This window comes from Pseudarthrobacter sp. YAF2, assembly GCF_052113345.1.
Classification (GTDB): domain Bacteria; phylum Actinomycetota; class Actinomycetes; order Actinomycetales; family Micrococcaceae; genus Arthrobacter.
Map to the genome: position 1 here is coordinate 125,468 of NZ_JBFRDA010000002.1, position 15,178 is coordinate 140,645.

15 protein-coding genes are annotated in these 15,178 nt (G+C 66.4%); 9 read left to right on the forward strand and 6 right to left on the reverse strand.

Annotated elements, in window-relative coordinates:
* The first annotated feature begins 17 nt into the window (after positions 1 to 17).
* The 4 genes from thiE to AB4Y79_RS02520 all read left to right on the forward strand — a co-directional run bounded on the left by thiE (position 18) and on the right by AB4Y79_RS02520 (position 5,061).
* Positions 18 to 704: a thiamine phosphate synthase gene (thiE, locus tag AB4Y79_RS02505; protein ID WP_441858889.1), complete on the forward strand. Its 687-nt coding sequence runs from the start codon at positions 18 to 20 to the stop codon at positions 702 to 704.
* A gap of 29 nt (positions 705 to 733) precedes the next feature.
* On the forward strand, positions 734 to 2,218 hold the full coding sequence (locus AB4Y79_RS02510) for an RNB domain-containing ribonuclease (RefSeq protein ID WP_441858490.1): 1,485 nt from the start codon (positions 734 to 736) through the stop codon (positions 2,216 to 2,218).
* 291 nt (positions 2,219 to 2,509) lie between these two features.
* Positions 2,510 to 4,180, forward strand: coding sequence for a DEAD/DEAH box helicase (locus tag AB4Y79_RS02515; protein ID WP_441858492.1), 1,671 nt, complete (start codon positions 2,510 to 2,512; stop codon positions 4,178 to 4,180).
* 8 nt (positions 4,181 to 4,188) lie between these two features.
* Positions 4,189 to 5,061: a DNA-methyltransferase gene (locus AB4Y79_RS02520; RefSeq protein ID WP_441858494.1), complete on the forward strand. Its 873-nt coding sequence runs from the start codon at positions 4,189 to 4,191 to the stop codon at positions 5,059 to 5,061.
* Positions 5,062 to 5,074: 13 nt separating this feature from the next.
* Here AB4Y79_RS02520 and AB4Y79_RS02525 read toward each other — a convergent pair whose 3' ends face one another.
* Entirely contained in the window at positions 5,075 to 5,923 is an 849-nt protein-coding gene (locus tag AB4Y79_RS02525; protein WP_441858495.1) for a PHP domain-containing protein, read from the reverse strand.
* A gap of 79 nt (positions 5,924 to 6,002) precedes the next feature.
* Here AB4Y79_RS02525 and AB4Y79_RS02530 point away from each other — a divergent pair, with 79 nt between their 5' ends.
* Positions 6,003 to 7,577, forward strand: a complete 1,575-nt coding sequence (locus AB4Y79_RS02530; RefSeq protein ID WP_441858497.1) for an aminopeptidase P family protein — start codon at positions 6,003 to 6,005, stop codon at positions 7,575 to 7,577.
* Between the two features lie 120 nt (positions 7,578 to 7,697).
* Here the strand turns inward: AB4Y79_RS02530 and AB4Y79_RS02535 are convergent, their stop codons facing one another.
* On the reverse strand, positions 7,698 to 8,681 hold the full coding sequence (locus AB4Y79_RS02535; RefSeq protein WP_441858499.1) for a general stress protein: 984 nt from the start codon (positions 8,679 to 8,681) through the stop codon (positions 7,698 to 7,700).
* A gap of 77 nt (positions 8,682 to 8,758) precedes the next feature.
* On the opposite strand from AB4Y79_RS02535, the gene AB4Y79_RS02540 reads away from it, so the two are divergent.
* The 3 genes from AB4Y79_RS02540 to AB4Y79_RS02550 all read left to right on the forward strand — a co-directional run bounded on the left by AB4Y79_RS02540 (position 8,759) and on the right by AB4Y79_RS02550 (position 11,939).
* Entirely contained in the window at positions 8,759 to 10,042 is a 1,284-nt protein-coding gene (locus tag AB4Y79_RS02540) for a magnesium transporter MgtE N-terminal domain-containing protein (protein WP_285244305.1), read from the forward strand.
* Positions 10,026 to 10,724 (forward strand): DUF1003 domain-containing protein, encoded by a 699-nt coding sequence (locus tag AB4Y79_RS02545; protein ID WP_441858501.1) that lies wholly within the window; start codon positions 10,026 to 10,028, stop codon positions 10,722 to 10,724. The genes AB4Y79_RS02540 and AB4Y79_RS02545 overlap by 17 nt, the downstream gene beginning before the upstream one ends.
* A gap of 69 nt (positions 10,725 to 10,793) precedes the next feature.
* Positions 10,794 to 11,939 carry an Mrp/NBP35 family ATP-binding protein gene (locus AB4Y79_RS02550; protein ID WP_441858891.1) on the forward strand — a complete coding sequence of 382 codons (1,146 nt, stop codon included), beginning with the start codon at positions 10,794 to 10,796 and terminating at the stop codon, positions 11,937 to 11,939.
* A 9-nt stretch (positions 11,940 to 11,948) separates the two neighbouring features.
* Here AB4Y79_RS02550 and AB4Y79_RS02555 read toward each other — a convergent pair whose 3' ends face one another.
* The 3 genes from AB4Y79_RS02555 to sigE form a co-directional block, all read right to left on the reverse strand.
* Entirely contained in the window at positions 11,949 to 12,353 is a 405-nt protein-coding gene (locus tag AB4Y79_RS02555) for a Sec-independent protein translocase TatB (protein WP_441858502.1), read from the reverse strand.
* Between the two features lie 69 nt (positions 12,354 to 12,422).
* Positions 12,423 to 13,259 (reverse strand): anti-sigma factor, encoded by an 837-nt coding sequence (locus AB4Y79_RS02560; protein WP_441858504.1) that lies wholly within the window; start codon positions 13,257 to 13,259, stop codon positions 12,423 to 12,425.
* Between the two features lie 7 nt (positions 13,260 to 13,266).
* Entirely contained in the window at positions 13,267 to 13,881 is a 615-nt protein-coding gene (gene sigE, locus AB4Y79_RS02565) for an RNA polymerase sigma factor SigE (protein WP_285244300.1), read from the reverse strand.
* Positions 13,882 to 14,110: 229 nt separating this feature from the next.
* On the opposite strand from sigE, the gene AB4Y79_RS02570 reads away from it, so the two are divergent.
* Positions 14,111 to 14,743 (forward strand): O-methyltransferase, encoded by a 633-nt coding sequence (locus AB4Y79_RS02570; RefSeq protein ID WP_441858505.1) that lies wholly within the window; start codon positions 14,111 to 14,113, stop codon positions 14,741 to 14,743.
* 54 nt (positions 14,744 to 14,797) lie between these two features.
* On the opposite strand, the gene AB4Y79_RS02575 is transcribed toward AB4Y79_RS02570, so the two are convergent.
* A complete protein-coding gene (locus AB4Y79_RS02575; protein ID WP_083435355.1) occupies positions 14,798 to 14,965 on the reverse strand; it encodes a DUF3117 domain-containing protein in 168 nt (55 codons plus the stop codon).
* Positions 14,966 to 15,178: the final 213 nt, after the last annotated feature.

Sequence of the window (15,178 nt, forward strand, 5' to 3'; positions counted from 1 at the left end):
GGCTGGCAGGCATGAATATGTCCCCCTCATCTGTTCCTGTCCTCGAGGCGGCCCGCCTGTACCTCTGCACGGATGCGCGCCGGGACCGCGGCGACTTTGCCCGGTTCGTGGATGCCGCGTTCGCCGGCGGCGTGGACATCATCCAGTTGCGCGACAAGACCATTGAGGCTGCAGAGGAACTGGACCTGCTGGCGGTATTAAAGGAGACGGCGGTGCGCCACGGGCGGCTGTGGGCCGTCAATGACCGCGCGGACATCGCGGTTTTGTCCGGGGCACCGGTATTCCACATCGGCCAGAAGGACCTTCCGTTGGCGGCGGCCCGGACGCTGGTCAACGGCAACGCAGCCATCGGGCTCTCCAGCCACAGCCCGGACCAGGTGGATGCCGCCCTCTCAGCAGCTGCCGGCCCTTCCCACCTGGACTACTTTTGTGTGGGCCCCGTCTGGGCCACGCCCACCAAACCCGGCCGGACCGCCGTCGGGCTGGAATTGGTGAAGTACGCCGCCCAAGCCTCCATGGATGCGTCAGACCCGGTGCCGTGGTTTGCCATCGGCGGCATCGACCACGGGAACGTCCACCAGGTGGCGGAGGCGGGTGCCCGCAGGATCGTGGTGGTCCGCGCCATTACCGAAGCGCCGGATCCCGCGGCCGCTGCCGCCTCCCTGCTCGACGCGCTGGACGCCGCCGCACCCGGGCCTGCATAATCCCAGGACTTGGAGTTACGCTGACTTTTGTGTCACATCATCGGTTGGCTCCCAATGTCCGCGACCATCAAAACGCCTTGGAAGAGGCCCTGGGTTCGTTGCGGACAGAACTCGAACTGCCGGGCCCTTATCCGGCAGCGGCACTGGAAGACGCCCGCGCCGCCGTGGCATCGCTGAAGCTGCCGTCCTATGACCTGACCGCTGTCGCGTTCGTGACCATCGACCCCGCCTCGTCCACGGACCTGGACCAGGCCGCGTTCATCGAACCGGACGGGAGCGGCTACCGCGTGCTGTACGCGATTGCCGATGTTCCGGCCTTTGTTGCACCGGGAGGTCCGCTGGATGCCGAAACCAGGCGCCGCGGCCAAACGTTCTACGCTCCGGACGGCCGTATTCCGCTGCACCCGGAAGTGATCAGCGAAGGTGCCGGGAGCCTGCTGCCGGGCCAGGAGTGTTCGGCGTTCGTCTGGGATTTCACGCTCGACGCCGACGCGGAAGTTTTGTCCGTGGGCGTCCGGCGGGCGCGGATCCGCAGCCGCGACAAGCTCAGTTACAAGGGCGCGCAAACCGACCTGGACGCCGGCACCGCTCCCCCGGTGCTGGAACTGCTCCGGGAGGTAGGCCGGAAACGGGTCGCGCTGGAGCGGGCACGCGGGGGCGCCAGCCTCAACATGCCCGAGCAGGAAATAGTGCAGTTGCCCGACGGCGGCTACCGGATTGACGCGGTCCCGCAGCTTCCCGTGGAGGATTGGAATGCGCAGATCTCCCTCATGACGGGTATGGCTGCCGCCAACCTCATGCTGGCGGGAAAGGTGGGCATCCTGCGCACCATGCCGGCCCCGGATGAACGGTCGCTGAGGCATTTTCGGCTGCAGACCGAAGTGCTGGGCAGGCCGTGGGACGGGGAAGTCAGCTACGGCGAGTACCTGCGGTCGCTGGATCCCACCGATCCCCGCCAGCTGGCCATTATGCATTCGGCAGGGATGCTGTTCCGCGGCGCGTCCTACACCGCGTTCGACGGCACGGTCCCGGAAGACGGTATCCAGTCCGCCATCGGCGCCGCCTATGCCCACACCACCGCACCGCTGCGCCGGCTGGTTGACCGCTTCGTGCTGGTGATCTGCGAGGCCCTCAGCAACGGCGGGGATGTTCCCGGCTGGGCACGTGAGGCGCTGCCGCTGCTCCCGGGAATCATGGCCGGTTCCGACCAGCTTGCGTCGCGGATGGAGCGGATGGCGCTCGATACGGTGGAAGCGGCGCTCCTGGTGAACCACATCGGGCAGGAGTTCGACGCGATCGTCATTTCCGGGTCCAAGCCGCAAAACGGAAACGGTAATGGCAACGGGGCTGCCAAGAACGGGAACGGCAACGGCAGTTCCGGGATCATCCAGATCGCCGAACCGGCTGTCACGGCCCGCTGCGCCGGCGAACTGGTATCCGGCACCAAGGTCCGAGTCCGGCTGATGTCCTCGGACATCACCACCCGGCAAATCCACTTCGAACTCGTCTCCTGAGGGCCCGGAAGACGCGGCAGGGCGGTCCGAAACCGCGTTTCCGCCCCTGTACGGCTAGACTGGGAAGGTAGAAATGGATGCCCGGTCGTTGATTTCCTTAATTTGAAACCAACAAGCCCGCCCCTACGCGATCTTGAGATTTGCCCGTTGGTCACCAGTGCCAGCATTAGATAGCCCGCGATCGGCTTCCACTGGATTTGCTTGCGCGCCCGAGCGTGCTCCGGAACGGCCAGGACTGGCCGGCCCGTCGAGCAGGCTGCGCCATTGCCCAAATGAATAAGGAAACTCCCCGTGAGTGAATTGCATACCCACCAGCTCCTGACCGATGCGTCCGGCACCGAGACCATCGAGCCGGAAGAAACCATTATCTCGGACGAGACACCGCATGAGATCGCGGAGAAGTCCTTTGCCGACTACAACGTCCGTGAAGACATCGTGGAGTCCCTGGCCGACGCCGGGATCACCCACCCCTTCCCCATCCAGGCCATGACCCTGCCGGTGGCCCTGGCAGGGCACGACATCATTGGCCAGGCCAAGACCGGTACCGGCAAGACCCTGGGCTTCGGCATTCCGGCGCTGCAGCGGGTCATCGGCCAGGACGACCCCGGCTACGCCAAGCTGGCCGTGCCCGGCGCCCCGCAGGCCCTGGTCATTGTCCCCACCCGTGAACTGGCCGTTCAGGTGGCCAACGACCTCCAGACGGCGTCCCGCAAGCGCAACGCCCGGATCACCACCATCTACGGCGGCCGCGCCTACGAGCCCCAGGTGGAAGCGCTGAAGCAGGGCGTCGAGGTAGTGGTGGGCACCCCCGGGCGCCTGATCGACCTGTATAAGCAGAAGCACCTGAGCCTGAAGAACGTGAAGCTCGTGGTCCTCGACGAGGCCGACGAAATGCTGGACCTTGGCTTCCTGCCGGACGTTGAGACCCTCATCGCCGGAACCCCGGCCGTCCGCCAGACGCTACTGTTCTCGGCGACGATGCCCGGCCCCGTCATCGCGATGGCACGCCGCTACATGACCCAGCCCACGCACATCCGGGCAGCTGATCCGGATGATGAAGGCCTGACCAAGCGGGACATCCGCCAGCTCATCTACCGTGCGCACAGCATGGACAAGACCGAAGTCGTGGCCCGCATCCTGCAGGCCCGCGGGCGCGGCCGGACCATCATCTTCACCAAGACCAAGCGCACCGCTGCCAAGGTGGCCGAGGAACTGGTGGACCGCGGCTTCGCGGCCGCAGCAATCCACGGCGACCTGGGCCAGGGCGCCCGTGAGCAGGCGCTCCGGGCGTTCCGCAACAACAAGGTGGATGTGCTGGTGGCAACGGACGTTGCCGCCCGCGGCATCGACGTGGACGATGTCACCCACGTGATCAACTACCAGTGCGTCGAGGACGAAAAGATCTACCTGCACCGGGTAGGCCGCACCGGCCGCGCCGGCAACAAGGGCACTGCCGTCACGTTCGTTGACTGGGACGACATGCCGCGCTGGGCGCTGATCAACAAGGCCCTGGGCCTGAGCGTCCCCGAACCGGTGGAAACCTATTCCTCTTCGCCGCACCTCTACACTGACCTTGACATCCCCGAAGGAACCAAGGGCCGCCTTCCGCGTGACAAGCGCACCCTGGCCGGCGTTGACGCCGAGGTGCTTGAGGACCTGGGTGAAACCGGCAAGAAGAACAGCCGCGGCGGCCGCGACGCTTCCCGTTCACGCGACCGGGACGGACGGGGACGTGGCAAGGACGACGCCGGCAAGACAGGCGGGCGGGACTCCGCCCGCTCGGGTGAGCGCCGTCGTCGTACCTCCGACTCCGCCGCACCTGCCGCCGAAGCCGCCGCCCCCGCAACCGACGGCGACCAGCCGTCGCGCACCCGCCGCCCCAGGACCCGCACGCGCCGCCGCAACGGCGAAGTGGTTGCCGCCGCGGACAAAGGCAACCAGCCCGGCAACGCCGAGGGCTAACTGCGTCGATGACAGACACTGTTTGGGCGCCGGACGGCGGCAGCCTGGTAGTGCACGCGGACAACGCGGACTACCTCCCCACGCTGCCGGACGGCGCCTTCACACTGATCTACGTGGATCCGCCCTTCAACACGGGCAGGCCGCAGCAGCGGCAGGAAACCCGGATGGTGGCCAACGCTGAAGGCAGCGGGGACCGGGTGGGTTTCAAGGGCCGCTCCTATGACACCATCAAGGGCGCCCTGCACCGCTATGACGACGCCTTCAGCGACTACTGGTCCTTCCTGGAACCCCGGCTTGTGGAGGCCTGGCGCCTGCTGGCCGACGACGGCACCCTGTACCTGCATCTGGATTACCGGGAAGTGCACTACGCCAAGGTGATGCTGGACGCCATCTTTGGCCGGGCCTGCTTCCTGAACGAGATCATCTGGGCGTACGACTACGGTGCCCGGGCCAGGAACCGGTGGCCCACCAAGCACGACAACATCCTGGTATACGTCAAGAACCCGGCAAAATACCACTTCGATAATGCCGAGGTGGATCGTGAACCCTACATGGCCCCCGGGCTGGTGACGCCCGCGAAGCGCGAACTGGGCAAGCTGCCAACCGACGTCTGGTGGCACACGATCGTCTCACCCACCGGCAAGGAGAAGACCGGGTACCCCACCCAGAAGCCCGAAGGCCTGGTCCGCCGGGTCGTCGCCGCTTCCAGCCGCCCTGGCGACTGGTGCCTGGACTTCTTTGCCGGGTCCGGCACCCTGGGCGCCGTGGCCGCGAAGCTTGGCCGGAAGTTCGTGTGCGTGGACCAGAACCAGCCGGCGATCGACATCATGGCCAAAAGGCTCGGCGCGCACGCCACGCTGACCTCTTACCAGTCCCGCTGACCCGCTGCAGTCATCAGGGGCGGATGACTGCGGCTCCGGTGCCAAGCTCCTCGATCCGCGCCAGCATGTCGGGGGCAGTGAGGTTCTCGCCAAGCAGGTTGGGCTTGCCCGTGCCGTGGTAGTCGGAGGAGCCGGTGACCAGCAGGCCGTGCTTGGCAGCGAGCCGTCGCAAGAACGCACGGCCTTCTTCCGGATTGTCCCGGTGGTTGATCTCCAGGCCGGCCAGGCCGGCGTCGATCATGTCGCGGTAGGTCCGCTCTCCCACGATCCGTCCCCTGGCCGTGGCAACCGGATGGGCAAAGACGGGCACGCCGCCCGCGGCACGGACAAGTTCGACGGCGGTGGCCGGGTCCGGTGCGTAGTGCGGGATGAAGTACCGCGACCGGGAGGTGAGGATCGAGGCAAAGGCCTCGGAGCGGTCCTCCACCACGCCCGCCGCAACCAGGGCATCAGCGATGTGCGGCCGGCCGAGGGTGGCGCCGGGTGCCACGTGGTGGATCACGTCGTCCCACGTGAGCGGGTAGTCCTCGGCCAGGATGGTGACCATCCGTTCGGCGCGGGTCAGCCGGGAATCCTTCGCCTTGGTGATCTCCTCCAACAGGCCCGGGTGGGTGGGGTCGTGCAGGTAGCTCAGGAGGTGGACGCTGATGCCTTCCTCGGTCCGGCAGGAAACTTCCATGCCGGGCACCAGGGCCAGCCCGTTCGTGACGGCGGCTGCGGCAGCCGCGGCCCAACCCGCCGTCGAATCATGGTCGGTCAAGGCCACCACGTCCAGGCCGGCCCGGGCGGCCGAGGCCATGACGTCGGCAGGCGACTCCGTACCATCGGAGACGTTGGAGTGGGCATGCAGGTCAATCCTCACCTGTCCAGACTAGTGGACGGCGCACCTCCGGCACCGGAGCCTGTTCGCTTAGCCGCGAAGCTGGTGAGACGATGGTGCCGTGAACGATGCCGATAACACCCCGAACTCTGCTTCCCAGCCGCTGGAGGAGCGCGTCAACAACCGCTCGCAGCGGCCCAGTTCCAACGCTTTCAAGGCCTTCATGGCCAGCAACTGGGCACCGCCCAGCCAGGAACTTCCCCAGCGCGACGCCGTCGCCCGCTACGCCGCAACCCGGCGCAAGGCGATCTCCGCCCAGTTCAAAGGCGAACGGCTGGTCATCCCCGCGGGGCCGCCCAAGGTCCGCTCCAACGACTGCGATTACCGCTTCCGCCCGCATTCCGGTTTCGCGCACCTGACCGGTCTCGGCCTGGACCACGAGCCGGACGCCGTCCTGGTCCTGGACCCGGTGGAGGAAGGGAACGGCGACGACGGCGGCAGCCACCGCGCGACGCTGTACTTCCGGCCGCTGGCCGGCAGGGACACCGAACAGTTCTACGCCGACTCCCGCTCCGGCGAGTTCTGGATCGGGGCGCGGCCCACCCTGGAAGAGTTCGAGGCCCGCCTGGGGCTGCCCACCGCCCACATCGACCAGCTCGAGACGGCCATCACCAAGGACGTTGGCGCTCCGGAGATCGGCGGCATCTCCATCCGCCTGGTCCGCAAGGTGGACGAAAACATTGACGCCCTGGTGGACACGGCCCGGTATAACACCGCCAAGGACCCGGAAAACCTGGACCTTGAAGTCCTGGATGCCCTGGACGAGAAACTCAGCGAAGCGCTCTCCGAACTGCGGCTGCTCAAAGACGAGTGGGAAATCGAGCAGATGAAGACCGCCGTGTCCGCAACGGTTGAGGGGTTCGAAGAGGTTGTGAAGGCCCTGCCCCGGGCGCTCACGCATGCCCGCGGCGAGCGCGTGGTGGAGGGAGCGTTCTTCGCCCGTGCCCGCGAAGTTGGCAACGAATTGGGCTACGACACCATCGCGGCTTCCGGCAACAACGCCACCGTGCTGCACTGGACCCGCAACACCGGCCGGATCCACGCCGGCGACCTCCTGCTCCTGGACGCCGGTGTGGAGGCGGACTCGCTCTACACGGCGGACATCACCCGGACGATTCCTGCCGGCGGCACGTTCAGCGATATCCAGCGCAAAGTGTACGAGGCAGTCCTGGACGCCGCGGACGCGGGCTTCGCAGCCGCGCAGCCGGGAACGAAATTCCGCGATATCCACACCGCGGCGACCACGGTCCTGGCCGAACGCCTGGCTGAATGGGGCCTGCTGCCGGTCAGCGTGGAAGAAGCGATCAGCCCGGAGGGCCAGCAGCACCGCCGCTGGATGCCGCACGGAACCAGCCACCACCTGGGCCTTGACGTGCACGACTGCGCCCAGGCCAAGCGGGAACTCTACCTGGACGGCATCCTCACCGAAGGCATGGTCTTCACGATTGAACCGGGCCTCTACTTCAAGGCGGAAGACCTGGCGATCCCCGAGGAGTACCGTGGCATCGGCGTGAGGATCGAGGACGATATCCTCATGACCGCTGACGGCCCCGTCAACCTCAGCGCCGCCCTGCCGCGCAAGGTTGATGACGTCGAAAACTGGATGGCCGGCATCTACCGGACCGATGAGGCCTGACACAGGCAAATACGGATAAGAGCGTGGCCACCGGATTGAGTCCGGCGGCCACGCTCTTTTTGTACTGCCTTCGTTATTTGGGTAGTCAGTCGCTTTGACGCTCTGCGGCCCCGGGCGGCGCTACTGTCCGCTGCCGCCGTGGCGCTGATCATCATCCGGACCGTACTGCCCGGCCCGGTGCTCCGGGTTATGTCCCGTGGCGGAGTGGGCGGCCGCCTCGTGGGCGTCTTCCGGGCCGGCTGAGCCGTGCTGCGCGTCGTCAGCCGCGGGGCCCTGCGGCAGCCGGACGCCATACTGCGGGCGACCATCCGGCAGGTCGGGGTAACGCACCGCTCTGGCCGGCTGCGCCGGCTGCTGCTGCCCGTCGTCGTGCTGCTGTCCAACCTGCTGCTGGCTTTCGGCGTCCGGGTATTCGTGGCCTTCCTGCGCCGGTGCGGCAGGCGGCCGCTGGCCATAGGGATCGTTCCAGCCGGCAGGCCGCGCCGGGCCCTGGCCCGGGTGCTGCTCCTGACCGGGCTGTTGCTGGTGCTGCTGCTGGTACGGCTGGTTGTAGTAGTCATGCAGTGTATACGGGCCGTGTCCGGACGCCGCGTCCGAGCGGGACATCGGCAGCTGCTGCAGCAGGCGCCGGGCCTCGTGGGCTGCCTCGGGGGCCACGATGACGTCATAGCTCGTGGCCACCACCTGGCTGGTGGAGGTGAAGTCCCGCTTGCCCCGCTGCATCGCGTACGTGACGATGCCGAAGAGCATGAAGAAGGCAGCACCCATCAGCACCGACGTCATGATCGAGAAGTAGCCGGGCGAAGGAGCGAAGAAGGACAACATGACCCCTACGAACAGGCCGAACCACATGCCGCTCAGGGCGCCCGAAAGGGCCACCCTGGGGTAACTCAGGCGCCCCGTCACCCGCTCCACCATCTTCAGTTCATTGCCCACGATGGACACCATCTGGACCGGGAACTGCTGGTCCGCCAGGTAGTCAACCGCCTTCTGGGCGTCAAGATAGGAGGTGTAGGAGCCTACGGTGTCACCGGTGGGTACGGCCCGGGCGTCATCCGGTCCGTTGGGGCCGCCGGTCTTGGGAGCACCAAATATGTTGGACATACACCCATTCTTGCCCATCCAGATGGGTGCTGCCTGTAAATTCAGCTAAAAGAGAGCAGACTCGGTAGCCTGTAGTGGTGAGCACAACACCTACCCGTGTCTTCGTGGCACGCCTCCTGGGCCTGGACGTCTTCGACCCCTTGGGCGACCGCCTGGGCCGGCTGCGCGATGTTGTTGTGCTGTCCCGGGGAACCCAGGGAGCGCCGCACGTGGTGGGTATCGTGGTGGAAGTTCCGGGGAAAAAACGCGTCTTTGTGCCCATGACTCGCATCACCTCGATCGACCAGACACAGGTGATCTGCACCGGCCTGGTCAACCTGCGCCGGTTCGAACAGCGCGGCGCGGAAACCCTGGTGGTGGCTGAAATGTTCGACCGGCGAGTCACGCTGCGGGACGGCAGCGGCGACGCCACGATCGAAGACATCGCCATGGACCAGCACCGATCCCGGGACTGGTTCGTCAGCAAGCTCTTTGTCCGTCGCGGACACTCGCTGTCCCCGCTCAGCCGGCTGCGCCGCAACGAGACCCTGATAATTGACTGGGCCGACGCCCAGCAGGGTCCGCGCACCGAGCCGCAGGCTGCCACCCAGTTCGTGGCCAACCACGAGGACCTTAAGCCGGCGGACTTCGCCGAGGCCCTTCAGGAGATGAGCGACAAGCGCCGCTTTGAGGTAGCGAGCGAACTGCAGGATGAGCGGCTGGCGGACGTCCTCCAGGAACTGCCGGAGGACGACCAGGTGGAGATCCTCTCCGCGCTGGATGTCCAGCGCGCCGCTGACGTCCTCGAAGAGATGGACCCTGACGACGCCGCCGACCTCCTCGGCGAACTCCCCTCCGCCCAGGCTGAGGAACTGCTGCAGCTGATGGAACCCGAAGGCGCCGAGGACGTGCGCCGCCTGCTCGAATACGACGAGGACACCGCGGGCGGCCTGATGACGCCCGTGCCCGTTATCCTGCCGCCGGAAGCAACCGTGGCCGAAGCCCTGGCCCACGTGCGGCGCGAGGAGCTCTCCCCCGCGCTTGCGTCGTCGATCTTCATTGCCAGGCCGCCGCTGGAAACGCCCACGGGCCGTTTCCTGGGAGTGGTGCACATCCAGCAGTTGCTCCGCTTCCCGCCGTTCGAGGCATTGGGAAACCTCGTGGACAAGAACCTTGAGCCGTTGTCAGACCAGGCCCACATCAGCGAGGTGGCCCGGACCCTGGCCACCTATAACCTGAACTCCCTCCCGGTGGTCAATGACGCCGGCCGGCTCGTGGGGGCGGTGACTGTTGATGACGTATTGGATCACTTGTTGCCGGACGACTGGCGCGCCCATGATGGCGAAGCCCCGATAAGGAAGCTCGGTGGCCGCATTGGCTGATAACAGCGCTCCGAAGAACCCCAGCCAGCGGAACCTGGCCAAAGCGGAAGCGAAAGGCAGCCTTGACACGCCACTGAGTGGCCGGCAGCGGATCCTGCCAACGTTCCGCCCCGACCCTGACGCCTTCGGGCACGCCACTGAGGGGTTCGCCCGGTTCATGGGTACACCGCAATTCCTGGTGTACATGACGATTTTCTGCATCTTCTGGCTGGGCTGGAACACCTGGGCCCCTGCGGAATGGCAGTTCGACTCAAGGGACCTCGGCTTCACCCTGCTGACCCTGATGCTCTCGCTCCAGGCCTCCTACGCGGCGCCCCTTCTGCTGCTCGCCCAGAACCGGCAGGACGACCGTGACCGCGTATCGCTGCAGCAGGACAGGCAACGCGCGGAACGCAACCTGTCCGATACCGAATACCTCACCCGCGAACTTGCTTCCCTTCGGATCGCGCTGCGTGAGGTTGCCACCCGCGACTACGTCAGGGCAGAGCTGCGCTCGCTCCTTGAGGACATGCTGGAGGCACAAGAGGAACTCAGGACGCACGACGACTCCGGCCACGGTTCGCATGAGTCACCCCGGGACAAGGTAAAGGACAAACTGCGTGAGCAGCGGGACCGGCAACGCGGGCCCCGAACCCAGCAGATTCCCCGGGTTAAACCCGGCCATTCCACCAATGAACGCTAGTCCGGCCCTGATCGGCCGGCCATCCGCCGCACCAGCCCGAAAGCCGAGGCCCCTCCCGTGAGCGTCCCCATGGATCCGCCACCAGTTAGCGACTCCCCGCTGCTCCAGGATGTCAACAGCGCCCTGGCAACGGTCATCGATCCTGAGCTCCGCCGCCCCATCACCGAACTGGGCATGGTGGACTCCGTCCAGGTCTCCGACGACGGCAGGGTCACGGTGGCAGTCCTGCTCACCATTGCGGGTTGCCCGTTGCGGGACACGATCACCGCAGATTCCCGCAAGGCCCTCTTCGCCGTACCCGGCGTCACCGCCGTCGACGTCGAACTCAAGGTCATGGACCAGGCCCAGCGGGACGCCCTGAAGGAAAAGCTGCGCGGCCCCGGCGGCGCACGCACCATCCCGTTCAACCAGCCGGATTCGCTGACCCAGGTCTACGCGGTGGCCAGCGGCAAAGGCGGGGTGGGAAAATCCTCGGTTACCGTCAACCTGGCCACCGCCTTGGCCGCCCAGGGCCTGCGTGTGGGCATCGTCGACGCCGACGTCTACGGTTTCTCCGTTCCGGCGCTGATGGGGATCACGCAGTCCCCCACACAGGTGGATGACATGATCCTTCCCCCTGTTGCCTACGGCGTGAAGGTCATCTCCATCGGCATGTTCGTCACCGGCAACCAGCCCGTGGCCTGGCGGGGACCCATGCTGCACCGCGCGCTGGAACAGTTCCTCACCGATGTCTACTTCGGCGACCTTGACGCCCTGTTCCTGGACCTTCCCCCGGGGACCGGGGACATCGCCATCTCGGTGGCCCAGTTGCTGCCCAAGGCCGAGATCCTGGTGGTCACCACGCCCCAGGCGGCGGCGGCCGATGTGGCCGAACGCGCCGGTGCGATCGCAACCCAGACTGGCCAGAAGATCGCGGGGGTCATTGAGAACATGTCGTACCTCGACATGCCCGACGGCGGCCGGATGGAATTGTTTGGAAGCGGCGGCGGAACGGTCCTCACCGAGCGGCTCAGCGCGACACTCGGCGTGCCGGTGCCTTTGCTGGGCCAGATTCCGCTGGATATCCAGCTCCGCGAAGGCGGCGACGCCGGGGTACCTATCGTGCTCGGAAATCCCGATTCCGCGGCAGGTGGAGCGCTGGCGGGTATTGCGGCGCAGCTTGCTGCCAAGCCTCGGGGCCTTGCCGGGATGAAGTTGGGCCTTCAGCCGCGCTGAGCCGGCGTCCTAGGTGGCTTCTGTGTCGTACGGTGCGGTTTCACCGGGGGCGAGCCGCTGCACGATCCGTTCGGGCCGCTCGGGTGCCGGGCCTGCCACAGCTGCCGCGCCGGAAACCGCAGCCACCGCCGCCGGTGCACCGGCGCTGACGGGCTTGGTGTCGTCGTCGAACAGTGCTTCCTTGATGATGCGGCGGGGATCGTACTGGCGGGGATCGTACTTCTTCCAGTCGACATCGTCGATGTCGATGCCCACTTCTTCCTTGATTTGATCCCGGGCTCCGGAGGCCATCCGGCGGACTTCCTTGACCAGGTTTGCCAGCTTCTGGGTATATTCGGGCAGCCGTTGTGGGCCGATCACGAGAACTCCGATGATCAGCAGAATAATGAATTCCGGGCCGTTGATACCAAACACTTTAGGAAGATTACCCTCTCCGGGCTGCCAGTGACGATTCCCGTCCGGCGGACGGGGAAACAGGCCGCATCACGGGGTGAACAGCGCCGCAATCTTGTTGATTCCGCGCTCCAGCCGTGACTCCAGCGCTTCCCCGGGCTCCCCTGCCGACGGCTCGGGAACGGCCGCCGCAACACCCTCGGCGGCGGCGTCGGCCACATGTTTCAGGATCGGCAGGGCGTCGTCGGCCTGCCCGGCGGGCAGGTCCGAGCGGTACGTGATGGTGAGGCCGGCCGCCCTGTAGGTTGCGGATGCCGGGGAGGTGGCCCACGCCGGCGACGGGGCGGCGTCCTGGCTGGCAGGGTGCTGTTCGGTGACGGTGGCGTGATGGGCGCCGTCAGTGAGGCGCAGCTCCACCGCCGGCTGTCCTTCGACCAACAGCGCCTTGGCAGCTTCGAGGTGGAATCCCAGGGCCTGCAGGTCAGGGCAGGCCCAGCCTTCGGCACGCAGCGAAGCAAGTTGCGCAGAATCCAGCGGACGGCCGTCCGCCGGGGTCTGCGACGAGACATGGGAGAACGCGGCTTCCGTTCCGGACGTTTTGCCTGCCACCGGGTCTCCGGCGGCAGTGAAGGCCCCCACAGCCAGGACACCGGCTGCTGCCATAGTCCCTCCTGCGGTGAACGCCAGGGCACGGGCGGCCATCCGGCTTCCGCCGTGGCTCGCGGGCGGCTCCGGCTGCGCCGCGAGTTCGTGGGTGCGCGACAGCAGGCGTGCCGTCAGGTCCTGGCTGGCAGGCGGAACGGGGGCCTGCCGGAGGCGCTCAAGGTATTGCCGTTCCCGGCGGACAGTGGCAGCACACTCCTGGCACGCCTCAAGGTGGCTGCCGGAGCGCTGGTGCCTGCCGCCGAAAGGAAACTGGGACCTCATGCGCCGTTCAGAGGATGCCCGCGATGCGCGGCATGGAGAGCTTGCGGCGGCCCTGCTGCGGGCGCGGGTCACGGTGTGCCAGCTTTTCCCGGAGCATGGTCCTGCCGCGGTGGATACGGGAACGGACGGTGCCGAGCTTGACGCCGAGTGCCTCGGCAACCTCGTCGTAGGACAGGCCTTCGAGGTCGCACAGGACGACGGCGGCACGGAAGTCCGGCGGGAGTTCCTCCAGAGCCGCCTGGACATCGAGGTCCAGGTTGTTCAGCTCGAAGCTCTGCTCCGGGCCGGGCTCGCGGCCAGGCAGCCGGGACTCCGCATCTTCTGCCAAGGCGTCGAAGCGGATGCGCGTCTTCCGGCGCGCCTGGTCGAGGAACAGGTTGGTGGTGATGCGGTGCAGCCAGCCGTCAAGGGTGCCCGGCTTGAAGTTTTCCAGCGAGCGGAAGACACGAACGAACACCTCCTGGGTAAGGTCCTCGGCGTCGAACTTGTTCCCGGTCAGGCGGTAGGCCAGCCGGTAGACCTTCGCGGAGTGATTGGTGACCACTTCTTCCCAGGTGGGACGGACCCACTCATCATCGGGATTGTTGACTGCAGGGACAGGTGCCACTACTGAAGATGACATCGTCCACTCCCCTCGTGGAATGCTAACGCCCGGATACTGTTGACATCTCTGATTCGGCGCCGGTCACCTTTTGGATGAGCGGATACTAATCATGTCAAACTTGGCTGGGAATTTCCTGACCGCTGGGTAACTTCAGCCTTCGGCGCAACAGTTCCTTCCCGGGCCGGGAGGGCCGGACACAGTAGGCTAAAGGGGACACTCCCCCTTCACGCCCAGAAAGCGATAATTCATGAGCGCCGACAAGTCCAGCAGCTGGTCCTATGCAGAAGATCTGCCCGCTGAGGATGAGGTCATGCTTCGGGCCCGGGAACGCTCATTCGAATTAGGCGTAGGCGCCATCAGCCCCGGTGTCGGCGCCGTTCTCACGGTCCTGGCGGCTGCGTCGAAAGCCCAGACCGCCGTCGAAATCGGCACCGGCGCCGGCGTCTCTGGCGTCTGTCTTCTGCGGGGCCTTGGCCCGCACGCCGTCCTGACCACCATTGACGTTGACGTCGAACACCTCAGGGCCGCCCGCGAAGCGTTTGCCGAGTCCGGCAGTCCCGCCAACCGCACGCGCACCATCTCCGGCCGTGCGGGCGATGTCCTGCCGCGCCTCACCGACGGCGCCTACGACCTGGTCTTCATCGACGCGGACAAGCCCGGACTGCCCGGTTACGTGGAGCAGGCCATCCGCCTCCTCAAGAGGTCGGGCCTGCTGATCATCAATGACGCCCTGGACAAGGACAAGGTGGCCAATCCGGCCGGCCGCGAGGCCACCACCGTGGTGCTGCGCCAGGTGGGCAGGGCCGTCCGCGACGACGACCGGCTGGCTTCGGCGATGCTTCCCACCGGCGACGGCCTGCTGGTGGCCGTCAAGAAATAGTCCGGAAACAGGACAGGGCCCGCAGCACGAGGCCGCGGACCCTGTCCGGCAGGACTATTCGGTAACGCCTACCAGGCATTCCCTGAGGTTGGCTGCCTCGGCAGCATTCAGTTCGACAACGAGGCGCCCGCCGCCTTCGAGCGGGACGCGCATGATCAGGCTGCGGCCCTCCTTGGTGACTTCCATTGGGCCGTCGCCGGTGCGTGGTTTCATAGCCGCCATGAGGAATTCCCCTCCATTTTGTTCCAGGACTAACCAGCCCGGGCGGGCTGTGTCCGCATGTCGATCAGGCCGCTGTGGCGGGGTGGTGGCCGCCAAGGCTGCGCACTTTCTGGATGCTTGTGTCCTTGCTTACCTATCATTATCCCGGAATTACCCGCGCGTAGCTAATCGATGGACATTTCCGCGCACCTGCTATTCCTGCCCTGACCTGCG

Bases quoted from the DNA above. Each gene is read 5' to 3' on its own strand.
- thiE (WP_441858889.1), top strand. From the start codon at position 18: ATGTCCCCCTCATCTGTTCCTGTCCTCGAGGCGGCCCGCCTGTACCTC.
- AB4Y79_RS02520 (WP_441858494.1), top strand. From the start codon at position 4,189: ATGACAGACACTGTTTGGGCGCCGGACGGCGGCAGCCTGGTAGTGCAC.
- AB4Y79_RS02535 (WP_441858499.1), bottom strand. From the start codon at position 8,681: ATGTCCAACATATTTGGTGCTCCCAAGACCGGCGGCCCCAACGGACCG.
- AB4Y79_RS02550 (WP_441858891.1), top strand. From the start codon at position 10,794: ATGGATCCGCCACCAGTTAGCGACTCCCCGCTGCTCCAGGATGTCAAC.
- AB4Y79_RS02560 (WP_441858504.1), bottom strand. From the start codon at position 13,259: ATGAGGTCCCAGTTTCCTTTCGGCGGCAGGCACCAGCGCTCCGGCAGC.
- sigE (WP_285244300.1), bottom strand. From the start codon at position 13,881: ATGTCATCTTCAGTAGTGGCACCTGTCCCTGCAGTCAACAATCCCGAT.
- AB4Y79_RS02570 (WP_441858505.1), top strand. From the start codon at position 14,111: ATGAGCGCCGACAAGTCCAGCAGCTGGTCCTATGCAGAAGATCTGCCC.
- AB4Y79_RS02575 (WP_083435355.1), bottom strand. From the start codon at position 14,965: ATGGCGGCTATGAAACCACGCACCGGCGACGGCCCAATGGAAGTCACC.